This window comes from Paenibacillus sp. J22P169 (assembly GCF_059691995.1).
Map to the genome: position 1 here is coordinate 2,575,646 of NZ_JCAUAO010000001.1, position 16,924 is coordinate 2,592,569.

Annotated in this window: 14 protein-coding genes; 2 read left to right on the forward strand and 12 right to left on the reverse strand. The window is 44.9% G+C overall.

The genetic code is table 11. The annotated features are described in order from the left end of the window. The first annotated feature begins 46 nt into the window (after positions 1-46). Entirely contained in the window at positions 47-808 is a 762-nt protein-coding gene (locus AC58QG_RS11825; protein WP_497362241.1) for a MerR family transcriptional regulator, read from the forward strand. A 157-nt stretch (positions 809-965) separates the two neighbouring features. On the opposite strand, the gene AC58QG_RS11830 is transcribed toward AC58QG_RS11825, so the two are convergent. From AC58QG_RS11830 to AC58QG_RS11845, 4 genes are all read right to left on the reverse strand, one after another. Beyond that, positions 966-2,348, reverse strand: a complete 1,383-nt coding sequence (locus AC58QG_RS11830; protein ID WP_497362242.1) for an MATE family efflux transporter — start codon at positions 2,346-2,348, stop codon at positions 966-968. A 390-nt stretch (positions 2,349-2,738) separates the two neighbouring features. Further along, positions 2,739-3,407 carry a hypothetical protein gene (locus AC58QG_RS11835; RefSeq protein WP_497362243.1) on the reverse strand — a complete coding sequence of 223 codons (669 nt, stop codon included), beginning with the start codon at positions 3,405-3,407 and terminating at the stop codon, positions 2,739-2,741. Between the two features lie 176 nt (positions 3,408-3,583). Beyond that, positions 3,584-4,603, reverse strand: coding sequence for a Gfo/Idh/MocA family protein (locus tag AC58QG_RS11840; protein WP_497362244.1), 1,020 nt, complete (start codon positions 4,601-4,603; stop codon positions 3,584-3,586). A 2-nt stretch (positions 4,604-4,605) separates the two neighbouring features. Beyond that, a complete protein-coding gene (locus AC58QG_RS11845) occupies positions 4,606-5,448 on the reverse strand; it encodes a sugar phosphate isomerase/epimerase family protein (protein WP_497362245.1) in 843 nt (280 codons plus the stop codon). A gap of 139 nt (positions 5,449-5,587) precedes the next feature. Between AC58QG_RS11845 and AC58QG_RS11850 the strand changes: the two genes are divergently transcribed. Beyond that, positions 5,588-6,496, forward strand: a complete 909-nt coding sequence (locus AC58QG_RS11850; RefSeq protein ID WP_497362246.1) for an AraC family transcriptional regulator — start codon at positions 5,588-5,590, stop codon at positions 6,494-6,496. Positions 6,497-6,576: 80 nt separating this feature from the next. Here AC58QG_RS11850 and AC58QG_RS11855 read toward each other — a convergent pair whose 3' ends face one another. From AC58QG_RS11855 to queD, 8 genes are all read right to left on the reverse strand, one after another. After that, positions 6,577-8,289 (reverse strand): hypothetical protein, encoded by a 1,713-nt coding sequence (locus AC58QG_RS11855; protein WP_497362247.1) that lies wholly within the window; start codon positions 8,287-8,289, stop codon positions 6,577-6,579. Between the two features lie 36 nt (positions 8,290-8,325). Continuing rightward, the gene (locus AC58QG_RS11860; protein WP_497362248.1) at positions 8,326-9,624 is read right to left on the reverse strand and encodes an efflux RND transporter periplasmic adaptor subunit; all 1,299 of its coding nucleotides are present in this window, start codon (positions 9,622-9,624) and stop codon (positions 8,326-8,328) included. A gap of 12 nt (positions 9,625-9,636) precedes the next feature. Next, entirely contained in the window at positions 9,637-12,750 is a 3,114-nt protein-coding gene (locus AC58QG_RS11865; protein WP_497362249.1) for an efflux RND transporter permease subunit, read from the reverse strand. Positions 12,751-12,857: 107 nt separating this feature from the next. Further along, positions 12,858-14,252: a sensor histidine kinase gene (locus tag AC58QG_RS11870; protein ID WP_497362250.1), complete on the reverse strand. Its 1,395-nt coding sequence runs from the start codon at positions 14,250-14,252 to the stop codon at positions 12,858-12,860. After that, entirely contained in the window at positions 14,249-14,926 is a 678-nt protein-coding gene (locus tag AC58QG_RS11875; protein WP_497362251.1) for a response regulator transcription factor, read from the reverse strand. The genes AC58QG_RS11870 and AC58QG_RS11875 overlap by 4 nt, the downstream gene beginning before the upstream one ends. A gap of 29 nt (positions 14,927-14,955) precedes the next feature. Next, positions 14,956-15,651, reverse strand: coding sequence for a 7-cyano-7-deazaguanine synthase QueC (gene queC / locus AC58QG_RS11880; protein ID WP_497362252.1), 696 nt, complete (start codon positions 15,649-15,651; stop codon positions 14,956-14,958). 65 nt (positions 15,652-15,716) lie between these two features. Then, entirely contained in the window at positions 15,717-16,397 is a 681-nt protein-coding gene (locus tag AC58QG_RS11885; protein WP_497362253.1) for a 7-carboxy-7-deazaguanine synthase QueE, read from the reverse strand. Continuing rightward, a complete protein-coding gene (queD, locus tag AC58QG_RS11890) occupies positions 16,397-16,870 on the reverse strand; it encodes a 6-carboxytetrahydropterin synthase QueD (protein WP_056616183.1) in 474 nt (157 codons plus the stop codon). Before queD ends, AC58QG_RS11885 begins: the two co-directional genes overlap by 1 nt. Positions 16,871-16,924: the final 54 nt, after the last annotated feature.

The following is a 16,924-nucleotide window of genomic DNA, read 5'->3' on the forward strand; positions in this document are numbered from 1 at the left end:
TAACGCTACGTAAAGCTTTACAGTTAAGGTGTCAGGAGGTGAGCAGATGGAATACACGGTACAGCACTTGGGGAAGTTGGCTGGCATTAGCACCCGTACACTTCGCTATTATGATGAGATTGAGCTTCTTACGCCGGCAAGAATCAACTCATCGGGATATCGTATTTATGGGCAAGATGAGGTAGATCGACTGCAGCAGATTTTATTTTATCGAGAGTTAGGCATCCCTCTCGAGCAAATCAAAGAAATCATAACATCGCCTACCTTTGACGGAACCAGTGCACTGAGAGACCATCGGGAGCAGCTTCTCGACAAACGAAGGCAATTGGATATCCTCATTGCGAATGTCGAACAAACCATTGCATCGAAAGAAGGGAGAACAACCATGTCAAATCAAGAGAAATTCGAAGGCTTCAAACAAAAGCTAATTGATGATAATGAGAAGAAATATGGGAAAGAGATTCGCGAGAAATACGGCGATGATCAAGTGAATAAAAGCAATCAAAAGTTAAAAAATATGACACAAGAGCAGCACGACGAGGTTACGCGTTTGGCAGAAGAAGTAGCTGAAACATTAGCTGAAGCTTTCAAGCTAGGCGATCCTGCCAGTGCATTAGCACAAAAAGCAGCCGATCTGCACAAACAATGGCTCATGTTCTATTGGAGCGAATACAGTAAAGAAGCCCATGCAGGACTTGCCCAAATGTACGTGGATGATGGTCGATTCAAAGCTTACTATGATGTGAAGCAACCAGGAACCGCAGAGTTTCTAAGAGATGCGATCCACATCTATACAGGGGTACACTAGCACTTTTTCTATGATTTTCTGCAAACATCCAATTCTTTTACAAGAAACTGAATATAGTATAATTACCAGCCGCCAGCCACAACCCTTTCGTCACCCTTTTCATATTACAAAAAGAAGCCCTAGACTCTCCAGTGAGAGTTTTAGGCTTCTTTTGATTTTATATCGATTTGGCTAGTGCTTCTCCACTCGGTCTGACCAATGATTTACTTTGCCATACGCGGCTTCGCCAACGCAGATACATCAGCAAACCTCTTACCCACTCATCTACTGTAAAAGCAACCCATACACCGAGAAGGCCCATTTCTTGATGAATCCCGAGATAGTAGGCTAATGGAACAGCAATCCCCCACATCGAGACAACCCCCATCATCACCGGGAATCTAGCATCACCAGCAGCACGTAATGAATTAATGACAACCAAATTAAAGGTTCTACCGGGTTCCAGAATGATTGAAAGAAGTAGAATTGTCGATCCCATAGCAATGATATCGGGATTATCCGTAAATAGTCCGAGCAGTTCTTTACGGAAAATCGACGTAATGCCTACAATGACAAATGTCAGCACAAAGGTTATCTTCACACTTCGGAGCAATTTATGATAAGCCGCCTGGAACTGCCCGGCACCCACCATGTGCCCAATAATAATTTCCGTCCCCATGCCAATCGCCATTCCCAGGGCCATGAAATAATTGGTCACATTCATCACGTACACATGAGCACTTAACGCTGTTGCCCCGATAATATTAATAAAGCTGAAGATCATCAAATATTGTGACTGCCAAGAAATATGTTCACCCGCGGAAGGTAATCCTATGCTAAGAATTTGCTTCACAATCTTCGACTTGAAACTCACATAGTGCTTGAGAAGAATAGGAACCTGTAAGCGACGGTACAAGATGACAACAAGAACAATGAGCCCTAGAAGTCGACTTATAACCGTAGACACTGCCGCCCCAGTTACTCCCCATTCCGGGAAACCGAGATTACCGAAAATCAAGAGACTGTTACCCACGATGTGGATCACATTAACGCCCAATGTAACAAACATAACGTCCCGTGTCTGACCATTAGATCGGAGTACCGAAGAAATGGCATATGACAAGGCTTCAATCCAGATAAAAGCTGAGATGATATTCAAATATTTTTTCGCGATCGCGATTTGTCCTGGCTCCAAATTCATCACATGCATCAAGGGCTCGCCAAAAACAACTAATGCGATACTCACGATAATACCAAAAATCAGATTAATTGTGATCGCCAACGCGGAAATCCGACTCGCTTCCTTCACCTTGCCTGCGCCAAGATGCTGTGCAACAGCCACGCTCGTTCCGATGCCGACAAAACCGAACATCAGAATACAGAAAACGATGATTTCATTCGCCAAGCCTACGGCGCCCGTTACTTCATCCGAAATTCGGCTTAGCATGAAGACATCCGCCGTTCCTAACATCATTCGTAAAACAGAGTCAATAAAAATCGGCCAAGTGACTGCGAATAGACGGAGTTTTTGCCATGATGGAGTTGAATCCATGTCTTTCATTCGTTTTCACCTCTAGTTATTGCAAATGCAATTAGCATAGAATACGAAAGCGATTGCAGTCAAATACAAATAATTAACACTCAGAGAGTTATAGCCAGTTAGTCGATTTTTTCGACTAACTCCTTCTCGCGCGGCGCTTTCTCTTGCCAGTTAGTCGTTTTTTTCGACTAACTCCTCCCACGGGGCGCTTTCTCTCGCGAGTTAGTCGATTTTTTCGACTAACTCCTCCCGCGCGGCGCTTTCTCTTGCCAGTTAGTCGTTTTTTTCGACTAACTCCTTCACGCGGGCGCTCCCTCTTCCGAGTTAGTCGATTTTTTCGACTAACTCCTCCCGCGCGGCGCTTTCTCTTGCCAGTTAGTCGATTTTTTCGACTAACTCCTTCACATCGCACTATTTGTTACGATGCAAGAGAGCCACCGCCTTTTCAGTAATCATGAATTTATGGCATCTCATCGAACCTCCGCCAATTAATTGCACTAAGCGTTTGGATTCCAACTCTCGCAATACTTTACGGCAAGTCTCTCTCTTCAGTTGAAGCCACTTACAAACGTCCTTCAATAGAAAAGGTTTATTACAAAGCAAAGAGAACCTCAAGACCTCCCGTTCATATACATGCAACTGTTGCAATCCTACACCTTCCACATTGCCGATACGGCCGATCAATTCATATAAGTTTCTTTGGCAGAAGCTCGAATTTTTCTCTAACTCATCACGGCTATACGGAAAGTAAGTGTACCCAAGTATCGCAACTGAACGTGCATGCGACCTCTCGAAAGAGAACCGGTCTCTCGTGATTTTCTCAGCATGGGTGACGAAGCTGTCTTCCTCGAATACGATCCGCAGCATAGGGTGAAATACGTCAGCATATATCTTAACGCCTGACAAACTCAACATTTCATATTCAAGCACCAAACCATCGAATGAACCCAGTACCGGCAGCAGTACTGCTTTCAAGAGTTTCTTCGTTCCTGTCAAATCCCTACCCAACATCTCCAGCCTCTGACCGCTTGCACCACGCATCTGTTCCTTCCAAAAGGTTAAGTACTCCTTCTCAAACACTTAATCGCCTCCTTTAAAAAATAAAAACGCCGCCAGCTCCAACAAAGGAGCTAGCGGCGTGTGCTTCACGCTTTAAATCAGTCATATATTTACGATATCAAATTCCTTGACACTTAGCAAAATAAATCTCAGTTATAATATCCTAAATTCATATATTTACAAAGAAATCTCGCTCACTACTTCACTTCTACCCAAGCCCCTTGCTTGTCTGCCGATGCCATCTCAGCCACAGCAATTTCAATCGTTTCCCGTGTACTAGCAGGCGTTGCCGTTGTAACCGATCCCCCTGCGAGCAGCGTCTCCACGAAATATTTCAGCTCCAAATAGTAACCCATCTCTGGTGAAAGTTCAGGGCTGAATCCAGGTCCATCATTCAAATTCACTTTTAAGCCACTCGCGTTGAAAATGAGGTTAGCTTTCTCAAAGTTGACGCGGTATACCATTTCGAATCCATAATCGCCTTCCAATGTCCAGTCGGCTTGCGCATTGATGACTTTGCCATCGTTGTACAAGTAGTTCGTGGACACGACATCATAACCGCTGCCAGGAACTACATTTCGTGCCAAGCAGGACACGGATTCTGGTTTTCCGAACAGCCAGTTTACCATATCGATATCATGAACATGCATATCCAACAAAGCTCCGCCGCTCTTCTCTTTATCAATGAGCCATGGTCCCCAAGTCGGTGTTGCGCCGCCGCGGTAGAAATACCCGCTCGTTACTTTGCCGTAAGTCCCCTGCTCCACAGCTTCTTTCAAATACACATAAGCTGGCCAAAAACGTAAACATTGCCCGATCATCAACTGCTTACCATTCGCTTCAGCTGCCTGAATCATTTCTTCACACTCTTGTGGATTTGAAGCCATTGGCTTCTCACACAGCACGTGGAGACCTTTATTTAAACATTCAATCGTAATATCGCGGTGCAAATACGTCGGGAGTGCTAGATCTACATAATCCAGCTGTTCCTTCTCGATCATCTCGGTCACACTTGTGTACTTCGCGTAGAGATTAAAATCGATCGAGGAATCACCTGTAGCAATATTTCCGGCAACCGCGTTGCCCTCTAGCTTCACAGGGTCAATATCACATAACGCTACGATTTTAATTGCAACACCTTCTGCTTCCAGTCGTACGTAATTCTCCAAATGTGTTCTTCCCATGAAACCTAATCCAACTAGTCCAATTCTTAACATTCTTATTTCCTCCCCAGAATAGCATCCATAGCGCCTGATGTGTTGTAAACAATTTGCTCACCGTGATGCGTATAGCCAGGAATCATTTCAGCGATCACATAATCGTCATACCCAATCGTTTGAAGGGCTTTCATCACTGCTGGATAATTCACATCACCTGCAAGGAGGTCAACAAAGCCATGCAAACCGCCAGCTGCGCGGCGATAATCTTTGAAATGCACTTTTTTGATACGGTGACTTAAAATTGAAATCCAGTGCTCAGGATACCCAGAGAATATTACATTCCCTACATCGAAGTAAGCACCTACATAAGGAGAGTTTATTTTATCAATGAAATCCCGCATTTCCAGCGGTGATAGTAAAAATTTGTTCCACACATTTTCAATCCCAATCGAAATCTTCAAAGACTCCGCTACTTTCGACAGCTCTTGAAAGGCTTCAAGGGAGTAGTCATAGGCTTGGTCATAAGGTACCACTTCAGAATCAGGGATGAAATCAACGCCCACCGCGCCTGGTACGACTAGAATTGTGTCTACACCTAGTACCGCGGCATGCTCCAATTGCTTCTTCACGATGTCCTTTGCTTTCTGACGCGTTTGCGGCGCACTGCTTGTCAATGAATAGGACCAGAATAAGCCTGTTGCTAAGCTGCTTACCTCAATCCCTGTTTCGTCTGCATGCTGACGATACGCACGAACTTCACTTTCCGTGCTTTCAAGGCTAAGTTCACCCGTTTCGTTCAAAGCTAGCTCGATGCCGTCGAATCCGGCTTTTTTCGCAGTCGTAATGCAATCTTTCACGCTCATGGAGCCTGGAAATGACCAAATATTAATCCCTTTTTTCATTGTTTATCTCCTCCGCTTCTTTCCATTATTATAAAAGAGTGAGGACATATTTGATTTATCTATTAAGCCGAATAATTTGCACTTTTGTGGTAAAATAAGCTGTAATCGGGAAGAAAATCCCATAGAGAGGATGGACAGCATGGATTTCCCAAGGATCTATTTACAAGAACCTCTTTCAATCGAAGCACTCATTTCCTTTCACTATTTTGAATATGCCAAAGGGTTTGTATTCGATGGTGAACAGCATGACTTTTGGGAAATTCTCTACGTGGACAAGGGGGAAGTTGAAGTCCGTGCCGATGATGTCATTCATACCCTCCAGCAGGGGAATATGATCTTTCACAAGCCAGAGGAATTCCATACCGTCCACGTCAGACATGACCATAAGCCTCCAAATCTCATCGTCATTGCCTTTGCATGCCAATCTGAGGCCATGTTCAAGCTAGCTAATAAAGTCGTATCGCTAGGCGATCGCGAACGCAATATGCTTTCGACCATTACGCAAGAAGGATTTCATGCCTTTCTTCCACCATTCGACTCTCCAACTGTTCATTTGCTAGAAAGAAATAAGGATGCTGCCTTTGCTAGTGAACAGCTTATCAAAGCTTATTTAGAAATCCTCTTCATTTCGCTCATTCGAAAACAAGAAGCTCGAGCAAGCGTGCAGGATACTCAGAAATGGAAGCAATCCTCTTTGCAAAAGGAAAAAGCTGAGCATGGATTAGTTGGGCAGATAATCGAATATTTGAGGGATCATCTTGCGGACTCCTTTACGTTGGATGACCTCTGCCAAACTTTCCATCTAGGTAAAAGCCGCATGAAGGAGTTGTTCCAATCCCAGAAGGGGATGGGCGTCATGGAAGCCTTCAAATCGCTCAAAATTGAGCAAGCCAAAACCTATATGCGCGAGGGTCCTTACAACATCACAGAAATTGCGAGCTTATTAGGATATACCAGCATTCATTATTTTTCTAGAGATTTTAAAAAAACAGTCGGCATGTCACCCTCTGATTATGCGAAATCCGTGAAAGCTAGAGTGCAGCAATAAAGGTACTAGATGCAAAAAAAGGGCAGTCCCTCTTGTAGAATTCCTTCTACTTGAGAGACTGCCCTTTTTTAAAAACCTACTTATTTGATCACTTGGAGTAATCGCTTTGCTGTACCGTTCTGTGTCTCAATGGTCTCGTACACATTAATCGTAAACGGATAGCTGAATTGATCTGTGGTGAAATTCGATGCATCCATCGTTTGTATACCACTTACTAATTTATTAGGACCCGCGAAAGAAGCATCCTTGGAACCCACAACACGTCCTGCTGGATCGACAATTTCAAATCTTAATTTCGAGAAGTTGTTGTCAACAACGACATTCTCCTGTTGTGTAATGCTTAGATCCATTCTCAGTTTATAGGTGTAGGTCAACTGTGGGCTCGTTAGCATACTGGTCGAGATATCATTAATTTTCACATCGAACGGATACAAGGAAAGCGTGGCATCCGTTACTTCCTGCTGGACATTCGTAGCCAACGCGGCAATCGTCGTTGTATAAGGAGCTGCTGCTTGTGCATCTAATATTTTCAATGAGAAGCTCTGAGCATCTTCGGACTGAGGAACGATATAGGAATAACTAACAATATAGCTCAACCCTGGGTTCATCATCGTTGTCACATTCGTTTGACGCGACCCTTGGTACGTTACACCTTGCGAATTGGCTAATTCCGATAGGAACGCTGGTGTCGCGATTGGTGCTGTGCTAGTGTTCGTTAATTTGAACTTCGCTACCGCTGTTTTATAACCTTCACCTGGATTCTCATGCAGATGAAGCTCCATTAAGGAGACTTGGGTAGTCTTATCGATCACTTTGGTCTGTTCATGGAAAGGGATCGGTTGACCGATTGTATAGGCAGCTGGGCTTGCGTTAGCCGCATCCGCTGGCCAGTTGATTGCCAGCTTGGCTGTTGCCAATTCTACCTGCTGGCCTCCCTCTTTCGGGACAAACGTGTCTGTCGACAATACGACAAGGTTCGTTAACGTTACACCGCTCTCAACTGGGATTGCGTAATGAATGTACGCATTTTCCCCTGCGGCCAAGACGACCGGAGCCACTTCTGTACGTTTCCCCTCATAGTTCTTCAACTCAGATTGTGTATCTACACGGAAGGCAGGCACTGTTTCACGACCCACTCCTGGGTTGTTAACGAGGACGGTTACCACGGCTACGCGACCAGTTGCTGTGTTCTGTATTGAAGCTTCAATCGTCTTATACGTAAGTCCTGAATTCACGCCAGGAATGCTGAAGGCTTCTCCCCATTGTGCACTAGCAATGCTTTCCAGCGCCGCGCTGCCCGTACCACCATACCATACTTGGTTGGTTGGCATTGAAAGCAGCGTAGTCTCTACCTTCGGATAAGCATACAAATCAACATTCACGAAGGAGAGCCCTTCAATCTTGCCGATTTCCTTAGAATCAATTGATGCGAAGTAGACAAGCTCTGCAATTTCCTTCGGTTGCAAGGATGCTTTGTTGCTTGCACTTGCTTTTAACGTGTAGGAAATCCCACTCGATGTTTGAACGCGAAGCTCGTGCTCCGGAACACGATTTAATGTTGTACCACCGTTGTACAAACGAACTGTCACAGCAAGCTGCGAACCTGTCGCTGTAGGTGTTTCAGCAACGCTTTTGACAGCGGCACGAATATCCTTGGTTAAACCATAATTCACAGAAGGTGCGACTACTGCAGCGGCGGAGGGCTCCGCAGCCCATACTGCGGTACCTCCTTGTACGATCATTGCTCCCAGCATTATGGCCGTTAGACTGGATTTCCATGGTCTTTTTTTCATCTATAATTTCTCCCTCATTATGAATTTTCAGTGATGTTACTTAGCTGCTGGTGTTGTCGTTGGTTGCGCTGTAGCAGCTGGACTATTTACCTTTTGACCGTCTTTCAACGTGTTCTGTCCACTGATGACCAGCTGTTCGCCTTCCTTCACGCCATCCAAGACTTCTTGGAATTCACCATTGATACGTCCAAGCTTCACTTTCCGTTTCATATACTGGTCACCTTGTTGAACGAATACGAATGTATCGGATTCCTCACGAATGATACTAAGTGTAGGCACAACAGCAACTTTCTCCTCAGATTCCGTTGTCAGTTGTACTAAATAGCGTCCACCTGGCTGAATCGTACGTTCCGGATTCGGAACTTCTAATTCCAACGTATAGGTTTTGGAAGCAGCACTCATGATTGGCGCTAAGTAGCTAATCTTAGCTGTCCCTTTCTTATCAGGCGTATTCGGGCTATAGTACACGAGCTCTTTCTTATTTTTCACAAGCTGATAGTTTGTTTCGGCTAGTTCTGTTTTGATTTTGATTGGATCGATCTGCTGAACTTGACCAACCTTCCCTGCCGCTGCAGACGCCGTTTGTCCAACAACGACATTAAAGTCTGTTAGAATACCGCTGCCTGGGGCTTTAACTTCATAATTCTCCAGGGAGCGTGTAGCATCCTCCAACGTAAGATTCGCGGATTCTGCTTGCGTCTCAATCGCTGAGATGGAATCCGTATTATCGAAAGCAGAGAGCTTATTTCTCGCTGCATCTACACTCATTTGGGCGTTATCCAGCGCTTGTTTGACTTGATCTACCTGGCGTTGAACAGCAACTCCTGCTTCAAAATCATTTCTAATTTTATTGTAATCCTGCTGTGCGTTCTTCAAAGCAGTTTCTGTGCGAGCAACGTTATCGGCTAGATCCTTGCGATTGTTCACTTTGTTATCTCTCGCTTGCTGCAACGAATCCTGCGCACTCTTCACTTGAAGCTCACTCTTGCGTTTAGCAGATAAGGCATCTTTGTTATCAATAACGAAGAGGACATCGCCTTTCGTTACATATTCGCCTCGTTTCTTCAGAACCTCTGTAACTTCGCCATTCACTTTCGACATGACATCGAGCGTTGTTCCAGCTGCAACATCGGCAACCTGCTCGATAGGATTACTTATTTTTTGGAGCTTAATCGCTTCTGTTTTAACTGCTTTAGGTGTTAACTGCACCGTTGCCGCTTCCTTCGCTCCTGGTGCTGAACAGGCAGTCGCCAAGACAGTCGCTGCCGTTAACAGCGTAATAACCCCCATCCAGCGATACTTGCTATGCCCTTTTCGTGAACCTTCGTTAATCATCGATGTGCCTCCTTATACCTCTAACGAACTCGTTGTCATTTTTTCGTTGCCTTTATTCCGTTTGAACATGCGGCTAATACGGTTTTTCATACTTTCAATCAACTCGTAAATGATAGGAACAACGACTAGCGTCAAGAGTGTCGAAGTAATCAAACCACCAATTACGACAACCCCTAGACCTTTACCAATTAATCCGCCCTCAGCTGATATGCCAAGTGCTAACGGCACCAAGGCCATAATCGTTGCTCCGGCTGTCATAATAATAGGACGAAGTCTTATCTTCCCTGCTTCAATCAGCGCATGACGAACCGTATAGCCCTCTTCGCGCAGCTGCTGCGCACGGTCGATTAATACAATCGCATTCGTAACGACGATACCAATCAACATCAGGAATCCGATTAAGGAAGTGACGGTTAATGGTTCTCTAGCAATAACGAGTCCTAGTAGACCGCCGATGACAGCTAGAGGTAGTGAGAACAGAATCGCGAATGGTGCACTTGCATTTCCGAACGCCAACACCATAATCAAGTAGACGACGAAAATGGCAGCGGCCATGGCCACGAACAACTGGGTAAAGCTTTCGTTAACATCTTCGGATACACCTGTAATTTGCGGTGTAACACCTTCAGGAAGCTCAAGCTCCTTCAAAGCCGAGCTCAGCTTTGCACTTACAGCTGTTTTATCATCAGAATTAATTTTTGCTGAGACTTTCACGAGCTGCGCCTGATTCTCTCTTGCAAGTGAAGCAGCACCCTTCGTCTCATTGATTTTGGCAACTTCCTTTAATAGAATAGTTGAGCCAGTCGAAGACGTTAATGGAATATTACCAAGCTTCTCAAAGGAATCTTTGTCCGTTTTTTCCATTGAAACTGTCGTTGTGTAAACAATATTATCGAATTTCATATCGCCTAGGTTTTGCTTTTGAATCCATGTGCGTGCCGCATCTCGTACAGATGCAGCGCTTAAGCCATAAGCTCTTGCTTTTTTCTGATCAACGGCAATTTCGATTTCTGTTTTCGCATCGCTCAAATTATCTTCAACTTCAGCAAGCTCAGGGAACGTGTTCAACTTCTCTTTCACCATACCTGCGGCTTTCTCTAATTGAAGCTGGTCATCACCTTTCAAGGTGTAAGCAAAATCTGTGCTCGATACCCCGAAATCACCTTCCATGGACTTAGGCTCTACTTCAGAACCCGCCGGCAGCTCAGATAAAATATAAGCGGTCGTTTGCTCTTGCACTTGTACAGGATCCACTTTCTCATTGACTTCAAGGAAAATTTGAGATGCGTAAGGGATTCGCTCATCATCCTTACCGGCGTATCCAACAAGTGCTTCAACAAATTTAAATACGGGCTCGCCGTTTGAATCCTTCAGATCTAACAAGACGGTTTCAATTTCTTTCGTTTTGCTATCTGTCGCATCAAAAGACGTTGAATAAGGCAATTTTAATTGAAAATACATAATTTGTGAGGCAGCTGAGGCAGGTAAAAATGAAACCGATAAGAACGGAATCGTTCCAGCCATCGTCCCAACGAGCATAACCAAAGCAACTAATAACGTTTTAATTTTATTTTTCAAGCTCCACGTGAGTGCTTTTTCATAAAACATCGTCATTTTCGTCGGCTTCGACTCATCATGCTGTACCTTACCTGGTTTGCTGCGTAAAACAAGTAATTTCGAAAGCATCGGAATTACAGTTAAAGCTACGATAAGGGAAGATAAAAGTGCACACGCAATAGTTAGTGCGAAAGGTCGGAAGAATCCACCGACAACCCCCGTTACCAAGGCTAATGGAGCAAATACCCCAACAGTTGCTAAGGTAGACGACGTAATCGCCATCGAAACTTGCTTCGTTGCTAACGCAATAACAGATTCTTTACGCTCCTGAGCTTTCTCCAAGGAAGCATAAATATTTTCAATAACTACAATCGAGTCATCGACAACCCGTCCAACGGCGATAAATATACCACCTAGTGTCATCGTGTTGAGTGTCAGATCTAATTGCGACATTAATAATAAGGTGATCAAAATGGAAAGTGGAATCGAGACGAGAACGATTAGCGTCATACGTACATTCCGTAAGAACACTAGAATCATCAAGGAAGCTAAGACAGCACCGACAATCCCTTCACGGACAAGTCCGGAGATTGATTCTTTGATTTGATCAGCACTATCGAAGGTGCTTTTGAACGTGATGTTCGGTAAAGTTGTTTTCCATTCCGTAATGTTCTTCTCAATTTCATCGGAAAATTCAACCGCGTTCGCACTACCAGCTTTGTATAAAATCATGCCAATCGCTGGCTTGCCATCTAATCGCCCGTTGAAATCAGATTCGGTGATTGCCTTTACTTTGGAAACTTGATCCAAAGTAACAATTCCGCCCTTAGGCGTTGTAATCTCTACCTTCTGGAGATCAAACAAACTGGATAAGTTGCCAGTAACACGCGTCATCTTGCTATTGCCATCGATTTCAACAGAACCGATTGGTGTTTTCGTTGCCGCTGTATTAATGGCATTGCTCACCATGCCGGGTGATAGTCCATATACATCAAGGGCCGCTGCATCCAGCTCAATATCGAGAGACGTATCTCTGGCACCGATAATGTCCATATGGTCGATCCCTTTAATACCTTCAAGACCTGGTTTAATCGTATCTTTGAATGTTTTATCAAGCTCTGTTTGGCTTACGCCCTCGTTCGCATACGCGACTAAATAATTCGACGGGAACGATGCCGCGCCGAAGGTAGAAGCTTTAGGCGCAGCTGCTGTCGCAGGTAAGGAAACAGTGGACAGGGCATCCTGAACAGCTTGCTTCTTTTTGTCGATATCGACATTTTGCTTGAAGAAAATAATGACCATAGAGAAATTATCGCTTGAAGTGGATTGCATCGAATCTAAATCTTCTAGATTCGCCAGCTTCTTCTCAATGGGTACCGTAATTTCGTCCATGACGTCCTTAGGCGCGCCCGTGTAGGTCGTTGTAACGGCCACGACAGGGAAGGAAACGTTAGGCATATTCTCTTCCTTGAGCTGTGTTGCTGAATACAAGCCGCCTACAAAAAGCATGATCATGATGATGATTAACGCGGAAACGTTTTTCATCGAAAAATGTGTGAGTCGATTCATTCCTGTACTCCCCTCAACTAATGATTGTGAATTAAAGATACAGGTTCAATATGAACTCAATATGAACAAAACAAAAAAACTTGGTGAACATTACCAAGTTTCTTTTTTTAACTCTTTTTAGTTGGCGAATGGGTCGTCGGTAAAACAATAAGAAATAACGTTCCTTTGCCTTCCTCACTTTGAACTTCAATCGTTCCATCATGCATATCAATGATTTTTCGAACTATAGCAAGCCCAAGACCGCTGCCACTATCACGCTGCCTAGACTGATCCACCTTATAGAAACGGTCAAAAATACGCCCCTGCTCATCTTGAGGAATGCCAATCCCGTTATCTTGAATCCAAATTTGAACTCGATCTCGCAGTGGGACAAGCTTGATATAAATATGTCCGCCTGAAGGAGTGAATTTGATCGCATTGCCTATCACATTCATCCATACCTGACTTAACTGATCCGCATCCGCGAATATTTTCACACGAGGCAGGGCCAGATCCATATCCAGCTCTTTCGCTGACCACTGTGGCTCATAGAATACAACAATCCGACGCAGCTGTTCGTCCAAATCATAAATCGAGGGATGAAAGGGATGATGCTCCGATTCTAGGGAGGCGAGCTTAAGTAAATTTTCGCTCAAACGAGACAGACGTTCGCTCTCACGTTCAATGATCTCCAAATACTTGTTACGATCATTTTCAGCGATATCTGATTCCCGTAACGCCTTCGAAAATCCCCGAATCGACGTTAATGGGGATTGAATCTCATGTGAAACATTTGAAACAAAATCCTGCCTCATCTGTTCCAACTGTTTGAGTTCACCAGCCATATGATTGAAGCTCTCGGCGAGTTTACCCAATTCGTCTTTGTTATTCACATTAACATTGACATTGAAATTGCCCCGAGCCAGCTTCTCTGTCGCTATGGTTAGCTTTTTCAAGGGATTCACTAAATAGCGCGAAGCGATGACAATAAGCAGGCTTCCTACGATCAGGACGATGGTAAGAACAGATACGATTAACGTCTGGAGCTGGCCGCGTGCAGCATCTGTGATGTTCGTATGTATGAATAACGCGTAACTCTGATCACCAACGATCAGCGGCACACCAACTTTAATGCCGTTAATCCCACGTAAAGGTGCACTGAAATCCAGACTTTTATATGTATGACCCTTTAACACATCTGCAACTTCGGACGATTGTATGCGCGGCCTCCCTTTGACATCCTTAGGAATTTGCCCTAACGATTCACCATTGGAGTTAAATAGTGTGAACAAATAATTTTCGTTCAGTCGATTGCTCCCAGCTACAAAGGAATACAGGTTCTTCGGCTGCACTTCGTTGCTTAATGTAACAATTTGACGTCCAACTGCGAGCATCTCTGACTGAAATTGCGTGGAAATCATATTTGTAAAAAAGTACATGGCCAACGGAAAAGCGACTAGCACACTTACCACTACAACTGCTAGAAAGGTTACAACCACGCGCAAATAAAGCGACTTGATCATACCTTCACCTCAAGTCTGTAACCTAAACCACGTATGGTTGTAATTTGAAAGCCTTCGGAATATGGCTCGAAGCGTTCTCGCAATCGCTTAATGTGGACATCCACTGTGCGTTCATCGCCCTCATAATCCATTCCCCAAATTTGCTCAATAAGCTGTGTTCGCGTGAAGATTTGCCCAGTATGACTTGCAAACTTATAGAGAAGCTCAAATTCCTTCAATGGCAGCGTAATCCGCTGATCTAGATAGCGAACCTCATACGTTGTACGATCAATGGTCATTCCCCCGATGAGAATAACTTGAGAAGAGTGAATCCGATATCGCTTGAGCAGCGCCTTGACTCTCATGACTAACTCTACGGGATCAAAAGGCTTAACTAAGTAATCATCCGTACCGAGCTGGAAGCCCTTCACTTTGTGGACAGACTCGCTCTTCGCAGTCACCATCAGTAAGGGCAGCTCTGGGTAATGCGACCGCAATTCGCGGCACAACTCCCAGCCATCCATCAAAGGCATCATGACGTCCAGCACGACTAAGTCAGCAGGCATAGCTTCCATAAGGCTTAGCGCCTCTTGGCCATTGCTGGCTTGCACAACCGTTAGGCCTTCCCCTGCCAAATAAACGCGAATCAACTCTCTGATATCAGCGTCATCATCAACAACCATAATACGCGTCATGCTTGTACCGCCTTTCTCACACCTTACAGCTAAGCTAAATAAACGATCGGGTCCTTCGAACCCGCTTCTTCAAAGCCTTTCAGACGCAACCGGCAGCTGTCACATTCGCCACAAGCTTCTGCTTTACCATTATAGCAAGACGTTGTCAGCTCATAAGGTACGCCGATTTTCAAGCCTTCTTCCACGATCTTCGCTTTCGTCCAAGAGATCAAAGGCGTTTCAATCGTAATCCCCTTACCTTCTACCCCAACTTTGGTAGCCAGCGCAATAACCTCTTCTACCTTATGGATAAATTCAGGCCGGCAATCCGGATATCCGCTATAATCTAGCGCATTTACACCGATGTAAATCGCTTGAGAGCCTGTTACTTCCGCATACGAGGTTGCAATAGAAAGAAATAATAGATTGCGTCCTGGTACGTAGGTTACAGGAATTTCTTCAGATTCAGGAGCATTCATTACATTGGGCACATCAATGGTATCGTCCGTGAGCGCACTGCCACCGAAATCACGCAGGAAATCCAGTTTGATGATTTTGTGGCGCGCCGCAACACCATAATGCTCAGCAACTTGCTTGGCATTCTCAATCTCTATCTTATGACGCTGTCCATAGTCAAAAGAAATCGGAAACAAGTCGTAGCCTGCCTCCTGGGCTAGTCCCATACATGTCGTACTATCTAAACCGCCGCTGAGAATAATCACGGCTCTTTTCTTATTTTCACTCATCCTTCGCACCTCTTTCATAGAATTAGAAAATGGCATTGTACACATAGCGTACAATGCCTAAAAGGCTAGACGCCTCGCATCGCTGGGTCCCAAATAATCTTATGAAGCTGCATATTCAGCTTCACCTTCGATAAGCCTTCGGCCAGCATCAGGTCAACCAGCTTGCGCGGCGGCATCGTTTCCCACACCGGACTGAACATCGGCAACGCCTTGGTAGGGTACTTCTCTAGTACGTTGACTGCTGTACGGAAGTCGAGATCACTGCCGATAACGAACTTCAGCTCATCTTGCTCGCGCAGCAGCTCAAAATTACTATAAATCATCTGATCCATTTCTCCCGAATCAGGCAGCTTAAAGTCCATCACATAGCGCACTTTCGGTGATGTGACTCGGGCTACGAACGGTGCGAGGTCAATGGCACCGTTCGTTTCGATGTGCAGGTCATCGACCTGCTCCAGCTCGGCGAGCGCCTCGATCAGCGCGAGTGATTTGTCGCCGTACAGGAGCGGCTCGCCGCCTGTCAGGCAAATATGCCGGGAGCGGAACGTCTGGACCTTGCTGATAATTTCAGCAATGGTCATGACGTTCTCGGCTTCCGCAGGCGGGTAGCTGTACGTGGTGTCACACCATGTGCAGCGCAGGTTGCAACCAAAAAGACGGACGAAGATGGTTGGGAACCCGGCACGGGTTCCCTCCCCTTCAACCGTCTCGAAGATCTCGACCATGGGAATGCGGATATCTCGCATTACAGATCCTCCTCCATCATCGAGCGAGTGATGGCTGCATAGCTAGTTGGCGTTTCCCACAGGCGGATCTCGTCCAATGAGATAGCTGGATACAGCTTCTCATCTAACAGTGCTTGATGAATTTCTTCATAGATCCAAACCACCATATTCTCAGCCGTCGTATTCATTGGCGGCAGCACATCGTTCAAGTAGCGGTGATCCAAGCGATCAATCACGCGTTCTTTCGTTATTCGTTTAATATCTCCAAAATCAATTGCGATCCCTCGGCTATCTACTTTTCCCCGCATAATCACTTGCAGCTTATAAGTATGGCCATGTAGACTTTTACATTTTCCCTCATAACAATGCAGATGATGCGCACTGTCAAACGTAAATTCTTTGGAAATCAAAACGGATTTATGGTGATATTTCAATTGATTCTCTTGGATGTCACGCCCCAACTCTTGCACATTTCTTGGGATTTCATAGCTCATTCTTATCACCTCATCTATTCGAAAAAAACAGTACTCTACATTATATCATAAATA

Excerpts from the sequence above, each read along its gene's own strand:
- AC58QG_RS11870 (WP_497362250.1), bottom strand. The coding sequence starts at position 14,252 with ATGATCAAGTCGCTTTATTTGCGCGTGGTTGTAACCTTTCTAGCAGTT.
- AC58QG_RS11850 (WP_497362246.1), top strand. The coding sequence starts at position 5,588 with ATGGATTTCCCAAGGATCTATTTACAAGAACCTCTTTCAATCGAAGCA.
- queD (WP_056616183.1), bottom strand. The coding sequence starts at position 16,870 with ATGAGCTATGAAATCCCAAGAAATGTGCAAGAGTTGGGGCGTGACATC.
- AC58QG_RS11875 (WP_497362251.1), bottom strand. The coding sequence starts at position 14,926 with ATGACGCGTATTATGGTTGTTGATGATGACGCTGATATCAGAGAGTTG.
- AC58QG_RS11860 (WP_497362248.1), bottom strand. The coding sequence starts at position 9,624 with ATGATTAACGAAGGTTCACGAAAAGGGCATAGCAAGTATCGCTGGATG.
- AC58QG_RS11840 (WP_497362244.1), bottom strand. The coding sequence starts at position 4,603 with ATGTTAAGAATTGGACTAGTTGGATTAGGTTTCATGGGAAGAACACAT.
- AC58QG_RS11865 (WP_497362249.1), bottom strand. The coding sequence starts at position 12,750 with ATGAATCGACTCACACATTTTTCGATGAAAAACGTTTCCGCGTTAATC.
- queC (WP_497362252.1), bottom strand. The coding sequence starts at position 15,651 with ATGAGTGAAAATAAGAAAAGAGCCGTGATTATTCTCAGCGGCGGTTTA.
- AC58QG_RS11825 (WP_497362241.1), top strand. The coding sequence starts at position 47 with ATGGAATACACGGTACAGCACTTGGGGAAGTTGGCTGGCATTAGCACC.
- AC58QG_RS11885 (WP_497362253.1), bottom strand. The coding sequence starts at position 16,397 with ATGCGAGATATCCGCATTCCCATGGTCGAGATCTTCGAGACGGTTGAA.
- AC58QG_RS11855 (WP_497362247.1), bottom strand. The coding sequence starts at position 8,289 with ATGAAAAAAAGACCATGGAAATCCAGTCTAACGGCCATAATGCTGGGA.
- AC58QG_RS11845 (WP_497362245.1), bottom strand. The coding sequence starts at position 5,448 with ATGAAAAAAGGGATTAATATTTGGTCATTTCCAGGCTCCATGAGCGTG.
- AC58QG_RS11830 (WP_497362242.1), bottom strand. The coding sequence starts at position 2,348 with ATGAAAGACATGGATTCAACTCCATCATGGCAAAAACTCCGTCTATTC.